Origin of the sequence: Candidatus Viridilinea mediisalina, assembly GCF_002532535.1 — a bacterium.
Lineage (GTDB): Bacteria > Chloroflexota > Chloroflexia > Chloroflexales > Chloroflexaceae > Viridilinea > Viridilinea mediisalina.
This window is the reverse complement of the sequence record NZ_NQWI01000184.1, coordinates 1-6,423: the sequence shown is the minus strand read 5'-3', so window position 1 is coordinate 6,423 and position 6,423 is coordinate 1. Positions and strand designations below refer to the sequence as shown.

General features: G+C 58.9%; 4 protein-coding genes. All 4 read left to right on the top strand.

Going from position 1 to position 6,423, the window contains the following annotated elements; translation table 11 throughout:
- Positions 1 to 233: 233 nt before the first annotated feature.
- The 4 genes from CJ255_RS20705 (at position 234) to CJ255_RS20690 (ending at position 6,344) form a co-directional block, all read left to right on the top strand.
- Positions 234 to 1,751, top strand: a complete 1,518-nt coding sequence (locus CJ255_RS20705; protein ID WP_165774861.1) for a KAP family P-loop NTPase fold protein — start codon at positions 234 to 236, stop codon at positions 1,749 to 1,751.
- 462 nt (positions 1,752 to 2,213) lie between these two features.
- Positions 2,214 to 2,816, top strand: coding sequence for a tetratricopeptide repeat protein (locus tag CJ255_RS20700; RefSeq protein ID WP_097645978.1), 603 nt, complete (start codon positions 2,214 to 2,216; stop codon positions 2,814 to 2,816).
- 293 nt (positions 2,817 to 3,109) lie between these two features.
- Positions 3,110 to 4,138 (top strand): right-handed parallel beta-helix repeat-containing protein, encoded by a 1,029-nt coding sequence (locus CJ255_RS20695; RefSeq protein ID WP_097645977.1) that lies wholly within the window; start codon positions 3,110 to 3,112, stop codon positions 4,136 to 4,138.
- Between the two features lie 175 nt (positions 4,139 to 4,313).
- Positions 4,314 to 6,344, top strand: coding sequence for a clostripain-related cysteine peptidase (locus CJ255_RS20690; protein ID WP_097645976.1), 2,031 nt, complete (start codon positions 4,314 to 4,316; stop codon positions 6,342 to 6,344).
- Positions 6,345 to 6,423: the final 79 nt, after the last annotated feature.

Sequence of the window (6,423 nt, the reverse complement as noted above, 5' to 3'; positions counted from 1 at the left end):
ACCTCGCTCCTCCTGTGGGCAGAGACACTCTCTGTCTACTGGGATGTGACCGAGGCCGAGCAATGGCGTGATGTGATCGAGTGGCTTCCAGTCTAAGAGGCTGTCTGAAAAGTCGGTCGCTACGTGGTGGAGTGCCAGCTTTAGCCGGCTAAAGCCGGCACTCCACCGCGTGCCACGTAGCATGGAATGGCACTGACACCCTTTTCAGACAGCCTCTAATGCAAGGTTCTCCCATGACCACCCCCTCCGGCTACGGCGATCTCCCCGCCACCAAAGACGAACTCGGCTTTACCCCCGCTGCCCAAGCCCTGGCCGCCATTATCACCGGGGCGAATCCTGACGATACCCCGCTCACTATTGGCATCTACGGGCCGTGGGGCAGCGGCAAGACCAGTTTGATGCAGATGATCTTGGAGCGCCTTGACGATGCACATTGCACCACCGTCTGGTTCGACGCTTGGCGCTACGCGCAGCAGGAGGCGCTCTGGCGCGCGCTGCTACTTGAAGTGGTCGAGGCGTTGCGTTTGCTCGTTGAACGTGATGAGACGTGGCTGCATGACTACATTGACTACCAGAATCGTCTGCACCCAGATCAGCCCCCCACCAGCCTCAACGACGAGGGCTGCGCTGCGACCCGTAGCAAACTCACGGAGCGTCTCGACGATCTAGCCGCCAGCCTCTACCGCAGCGTCGAGCGCGAGGAGGCCGGCAGCCTTGAGTTCCAGTGGGATGCGGCGGGCAAACTGGTGGCCAATACGGTCATTCGTGCTGGCTTTAGCTACATCCCCATCCTTGGCCAGATCGGCAAGGCGGTCGAGAAGGCGGGGGAGGCGGCGGGGGCAGAGAACTACCCCGACCAACTGCTCAACCTCTTCCAGCGCGAGCGCCTACGCATCTACCGCGAACATGTCAAGAGCCTTGAACAGTTCCACATCGGGCTGGCAAAGGTGATCAACGAGTTGGTTACCAGCCAAGGGCGACGCCTGGTCATCTTCATTGATGACCTTGACCGCTGCTTGCCCGAGCAGGCCATCGGCGTCTTGGAGGCAATGAAGGTCTTCCTCGACATCCGTGGCTGTATCTTTGTGCTGGGCGTGGATCGGGAGATCATCGAGCGCGGCATCCGCGTGCGCTACAAGGAGTTTGCCCTAGCGGGCGCGGGCGTGGCGAAATCTGCGATGAGCGAGCGCACTCATGCAGAGAAGCGTGCCCATGAGCCCTTCCCCGTCGCCGAGCACGACTACCTAGAGAAGATCGTCCAGGTGCCCTTCACGCTGCCGCCGCTCGCCCCCGATGCCATCCGCCGTTTTTTGCAGAAACGTCTGCCCGCCGTGGGTGGCCTGACCGACGAAGAGCGCCACGAAGTGGCACACCTGATGACCACCGGCCTGCTGCGTAACCCGCGCAAGGTCAAGCGCAGCTTCAACATCTTCCGCCTGCACATGAGCCTCGACCGCGCCCAGGGGCGCACCACCCTAGCGGGGCTGCTGGCCAAACTCACCGTCATCCAGACCAGCTTCCCCGACCTCTACGAGCGCATTGCCAAAGCCCCCGCGCTGCTCAAGAGCATCGAAGCCATTGCGCGTGGTATCGGCATCAACACCCCCATCCCCCAAGACCTCCGCGACGAAATGGGCCAACAGGACGCCCGCCTGCGCGAGATGTTGCACCACGCCCCTTGGTACGAACTGCTCAGCGACACCGCCCTTGAGGAGTTGGTCTACCAGATCCGCGTGACGGGGGAAGGGTAGACAGAACATGTATTCATTGCCACAAAAGAGCGCAACGCAACGCAACAAAACCGCAGTGCCTGCGCCCCTCGCCCACAACGTGGGAGAGGGGTAGGGGGTGAGGGCCATCCTGGGCATCCCAAAGCCTCAGCCCTATTTCCTATTTCCTGTTTTCTGTATCCTTCCCTAATGGGGGTGAGGGCCATCCTGGGCATCCCAAAGCCTCAGCCCTATTTCCTGTTTCCTGTTTTCTGTATCCTTCCCTAATGGGGGTGAGGGCCATCCTGGGCATCCCAAAGCCTCAGCCCTATTTCCTGTTTCCTGTTTTCTGTATCCTTCCCTAATGGAAGCGGATGTTGTTGATTGCCCCATTGCTTGGTCACCCTGAGCGAAGGTTCGTAGGAACAAGCCTACGAGCAGAGCGGCGACTACCAAGCGGGTGAGGCGGCCTGCCGCGCTGGCCTCGCCCTGAGCGCAGAGGCGGTGGGCGGTATCCGCACCGAGAGTGCGCGGCTCTACGCCCAACTGGGGGCACTACTCTGGCGTCAAGGAGCCTTGAACGAGGCGGCGAAGGCGTGTCAGGCGGGGCTGGCCACCCTGCCGGATGAACCCGCCGCCCCTGGCGAACGCAGTGCTCTTTTGCAGCGTCTCGCCATGGTCGAAGGGGTGCGTAGCACCTACAGTTGCGGCATGGATCTCTTGACCCAGAGCCTCGAACTGGCACGCCAAGCGGGCGATGCGCTGCTGATGGGTGCAATTCTGCACAACATGGGCTACCTCGCCAACGCCCAAGGCCAGCAAGAAGCCGCCCGCCACTACTACCAAGAGAGCCTACGTCTAAAAGAGGAGACGGGCGATATCGTGGGGGTGATCCACACCACCGGCAATCTCGGCTTGGTGGCCTTGGCCTGTGGCGATCTAATAAAAGCACGCAATGCTTTCATTCAGGTGTGTGATCTGAGTAGGCAGTTTCATATGCCGGCACTCTTAGCAGCAGCTTTGCACAACCTGGGGCAATTGGCCTACGAACAAGGGGCGTGGGTTGAAGCGCAGCGCCACCTGCATACGGCCATTAGGCTTCAATAGGCCATGCAACACAGGTATACTTAGGGCTACATTGCACAACGTAGTCTGCCATGACAGCACGCCCAGCCTGATGTTAAGAAGCTGTCTGAAAAGCTAATGGGCACACGCTGGAGTGCCGGCTTTAGCCGACTGAAGCCGGCACTCCAACACCAGTTCACAGACTTTTCAGACAGCATCTAAGGGGTGAAGGGTTCAAAGCGGGCTTTGGCCTCTCCAAAAGAACCTGATCAACCCTGAATGCTCAGGAATACCACCTGAAACATACATGTGGCTTTGTATGAAAGGATTCAGTCATGGCAAGCCTTACTACGTTGACCAGTGCTTTACGGCGGACGCATGTGCTGCTTGGTCTGGTGGTGGTACTGTTCGTGCTTCCGTTGGCCGGGCTGTGGCGCACGAATGGCGGATTGCCCTTGGCCTATGCCCAGCAGTGCGACATCTTCGGCCTGGTGGCTGCCGACCGCACGCTTGGCCCCAACGCCGAAAGTTGTGCGAGCTACAACGTCACCGGCAGCATCATTGTCAATGAGGGCGTGACGCTGACGATTGAGCCGGGAACGACGCTGCGTTTTGCTGCCAACCTGGCGCTCACGGTGCGCGGCACGCTGGTGGCAATTGGCACGGCCAATCAACCCATCCTGCTCACCGCCGCCACAACCAACAACTGGGGCTACCTCTACTTCAGCCCGACGAGCAGCGCCGGTAGTTTTGATGAAGCGGGCAACTACACCGGCGGCAGCATCCTGCAGTATGTGATTGTCGAGAAGGCGGGCAGTACGACGATCAGCAACAACGCCGCCGTGCGCGCTGAGAATAGCGTGCCCTACATGGATAACCTGACCATCCGCGATAATAGAGCAATCGGTTTGCGGATTTTTGGCTTGACCCGCGAAAACTTTAGCTATCGCATGGTCAACAGTACTATTGTACGCAATAATGGCGGGGGGCTGTACAGTGAGGGGCATGGCCGGAATTTGCAGCTTGTACTCAGCGGTAATACGTTGAGCAATAACCCCGGCGGTGATGGCCTCAATCTTTCACACTGGGGAACCAACGCTGTTGCTGAGGTTCACACCAATGTCATCAACCACAATGATGGTGATGGAGCATATTTGAATATTCGCACGACGTTTCGTGCAAACACGGTACGCGGTAATGGTCGCAACAATGGCTCTGGTGTAAATTTTTGGCGATCTGCCAGTGGCTCAACAATTAGCAACAATGTAATCACGGAGAATGGTGCAAATAGTTCTAAAGGAGGTGGGATTGGAACAAATGGAAATGATGCGAATGATATAACAATATATAACCAATATAATTAGTAAAAATAATTCTCATGAAGGTGGTGGTGTTTATATCGGATATCTTAATCGCAATTACACCGTTATCAACAACACGATCATCGAAAATACAGCTCAACTGCAAGGCGGTGGTGTCTATTTTGGTTCAGGTATTGAAAGATCAGGTATCTTTACCAACAATACAATCCGTGACAATGTGACCAAGACCGATGCAGGTGCCGCAATCTACCTTCGCTCAGGTACGATCACGATGAGTGGCAATGTAGTGGTTGACAATCGTGCCGAAGCTGACCCCACCGGCGGAATTTACATTCGTAGCGGTAGCGCCATCCTCAACAACAACGACATCTACGGCAACAGTGGCAGCGGCGGCAGTTACGATCTCTACAACAACAACGCGAACACGGCGAGCGATATTGATGCGACCAACAACTACTGGAACACAACCGACCTCGCCGCCATCGAGGCGCGCATCTTCCACGGGATTGACGATGCCAACCTGGGTCTAGTGAACTACCAGCCCTTCCGTAGTAGCCCGGTGGGTAGCGCACCCACGCCTGGCCCCACCTTTACGCCTCTGCCGACGGCGACCAGTACAGCTACCCCCGGCCCCACTGCCACCCCGACGCGCACCCCCACCCCGACGTACACTGCGACCCCCGGCCCTAGCCCCACTGCTACGCACACTGCGACCCCCGGCCCCTCCGCCACCCCTAGCCCCTCAGCTACGGCAAGTCCTACGGCTACGCCTGCGCCAGAGCAACCCAATTGGCTGGTGATGCTCTACCTCGCTGGTGACGATGTGGTGCCGGATCGCCCTGGCGTGGTGGGGCTGAGTGATGCGCTGGCTGGGCTGGTGCAGCGCCTCCAGCGCATGCCCTACAATCCCTCAATGCACCTCGTGATTCTTTATGATGGGAGTACCCAAGGCGATTCTAAGATCTATGTGCGTGAACCAAATGGCTTGCGTGACGTGACTGAACAGGTAGGTAGCTCTGATCACTGGATTGGCGCGATGCCCGGTAGCGCCGGGGCGCGTGAACTCGATACCGGCAGTGCTGTTACCCTGCGTAACTTCGTCAGTTGGGCCAAAGCGACCTACCCCGACCCGCAGTACAGCATGCTCGCTATCGTAGACCACGGCGGTGGCTGGGCGCCCGACCTCGACCCGCCAGGGCAACCGCGTGGTACGGGGGGCATCCAAGCCGGTGGCTGGCGCGGCATGAGCATGGACATGACGAGCAATGGTAGTTCACTCTCGACACGCGAAACCCGCGAGGCACTGAGCGGCTTCGGCCTGAATATCCTCTTCTTCGATGCCTGCCTCATGGCGATGATCGAGAGCGCCTACGAGGTGCGTGAGGTAGCCGACTACTTCATCGCGGGCCAGAATCTGCTCTTTGCGCGGCTGCCCTACCAACACTATCTGGCTGATCTGACCAATCGTACAACGCCGGCCACCCTGACTGAGCGGATTGTTGAGCGCTACAACCCTGGCCCCAATGCGCCCTACACCATCAGCGCCCTCGACCTGCGCCAACTGCGCGCTGGGGTGGCAGATAATCTCGCGCAGCGCATCAATACGCTGGGCGAGGTGAGCCTGGCCGCTCTGCCTGATCCCGCCCCTGCCGACCATGCCTTGGTGCTGGCGCTCACGCGGGCCTACAATGCGGCCCAAAAGTTTGACTATGATAGCCTTGGGGTGATTGGCGCACGCGATGGCTATGTAGACCTCGTAGATTTTGCCCGCAAACTCAATGCCGACACTAGCATCCCTGCCAATATCCGCGAAGCGGCCAACGCCGTCGTCACTGCCGCCGTCGGCCCCACTGGGCCAGTCGTGATCGCCCAGGCGACGCGCAGCGGGCGCTTTCGCAACCAGCCCCTCAACCTCGACGGCGCTAACGGCATCTCTATCTTCCTGCCGCTCGGCGAGCGTGACTACCGCCCGACGCGCTACGATCCGGCGCGGCCTGAGTTGGCCTACCCTGAACGCCAACTGAGCTACTACGTCCAGTGCGAGCAACTCACCTTTGCATGCGACGTACCACACTGGGGCGCGTTGCTCGAACGGCTCGAACCAACCGTCATGATCATCCGCACCGGCCCCGACGGTCTCCCCAGCGACTATACCCCGGCCAACATCATCGTTGATCGTCGTGAGTTCAATCCACCCTTCCCCCTCGCACCCCCAGAGCAGGTCTATTTGCCCTTAGTGCGACGCTAAGGGAATCTATAAAGGGAGGGGATCGGGAGAGAGCACACGTCAGAACCCCACTCACTTACGCATCGTATGCCGTCTTCTC

Excerpts from the sequence above, each read along its gene's own strand:
- CJ255_RS20695 (WP_097645977.1), top strand. The coding sequence starts at position 3,110 with ATGGCAAGCCTTACTACGTTGACCAGTGCTTTACGGCGGACGCATGTG.
- CJ255_RS20705 (WP_165774861.1), top strand. The coding sequence starts at position 234 with ATGACCACCCCCTCCGGCTACGGCGATCTCCCCGCCACCAAAGACGAA.